At 73.3% G+C, this 1,268-nt stretch carries 1 pseudogene; it reads left to right on the forward strand.

The features are described from left to right. A pseudogene (locus KDK95_RS34670) lies at nt 1-1,268 on the forward strand (hypothetical protein); the annotation flags it as partial.

The following is a 1,268-nucleotide window of genomic DNA, read 5'->3' on the forward strand; positions in this document are numbered from 1 at the left end:
CGCCCAGACAACCCCCTCGACACACAACCCCCAGACGACAAGCCCCGACACCCCGCCGAGCAACTCCGCGCCCACGACCACACCCACCACCACTCCCGAGCACCCAAAGCCCGCACCGACCACGCCGCAGACCCCGACGCGATCCACGCCCGACCGGCCGGATGCCGGTAATACCCCGACCGCGAACCGCACTTCCGCCTCTCCTGTCACTGGCAGCCATCGCTCACCCACGCCCGCGGCGGCAAGCCCGGACTGGATCGACCTGGCCGAAGGCGGCGCCCTCGCCGGCGGCGTCCTCGCCGCGCTCACCCTCGCCCTCAGCCGGGCACGGCGCCGCCGCCGCTGGCACGGCACCTGCTACTGGCCGACCCCCGGCCAACACCAGACCGAACCCCTAACCGTGCCCGTCCCACTGCGCCCCGCGCCACGGCAGCAGCCGACCACCGCGAAGCAGGACGATCAGATCGAGCTCGACGAGTTCGGCGCACCGACCGGATCGCAGCAGGATCCGACCCCCACCGCGCCCGAAGACTCCGCATCTGGGGCTGTCTCCGCCATGAGCGCGCCGATGCGATCGGCGGACATGCCCGGACCAGACGATGAGGACGCGCAGCCGGCCCGCATCAGCGTGGCGGTCGCCGACGGCAAGGTCCTGGACCTGCAGGACCTGCCAGCCTTCGTCGCGCTGACCGGCACCGGCGCGATCGACGCCGCCCGCGCCATCGCCGCCGCCGTCCTCTCAGCGGCCGAGCACCGCCGCGACGGAGCCCGCCTGCTCATCTCCCGCCAAGACGCCGCGCTCCTGCTGGAGACCGCCGGCCCCGGCCTTCCCGAGCACCTGACCACGATGACCGACCTCGAGGTGTTCGACGACGGCCCGAGCGCCGTGACCCAACTCGAGGCCTACACCGCCTACCGCACCCGCCTACTCGACCAGCACGAGGCCACCGCCCTCGAGCAGATCCTCGACGAGGACGACTTCCCACCGATCGTGCTGCTCGCCGTCGCGCGCCCCGACTCAGCCGCCCGCGTGGCCTCAACACTCGAGGCCGGCGCCGGGCTGCGGGTGCACGCGATCCTGCTCGGCGAGCATCCGAACGCCGCGAACTGGCACGTCGACGCCGACGGGCACCTCACCGGCCCGGACGCGCCAGAAGGCGCAACCAGCTTCCGCCTCTCCGCCAGCGCCCTGACCGCCGCGCTCACACTGCTCATAGCAGCAGCCGGCGACGCACCGACCGAACAGGGCCCCCCGACCGCCCCCGACC

The sequence above is a fragment of the Actinospica acidithermotolerans genome (assembly GCF_018139625.1).
Taxonomy (GTDB): domain Bacteria; phylum Actinomycetota; class Actinomycetes; order Streptomycetales; family Catenulisporaceae; genus Actinospica; species Actinospica acidithermotolerans.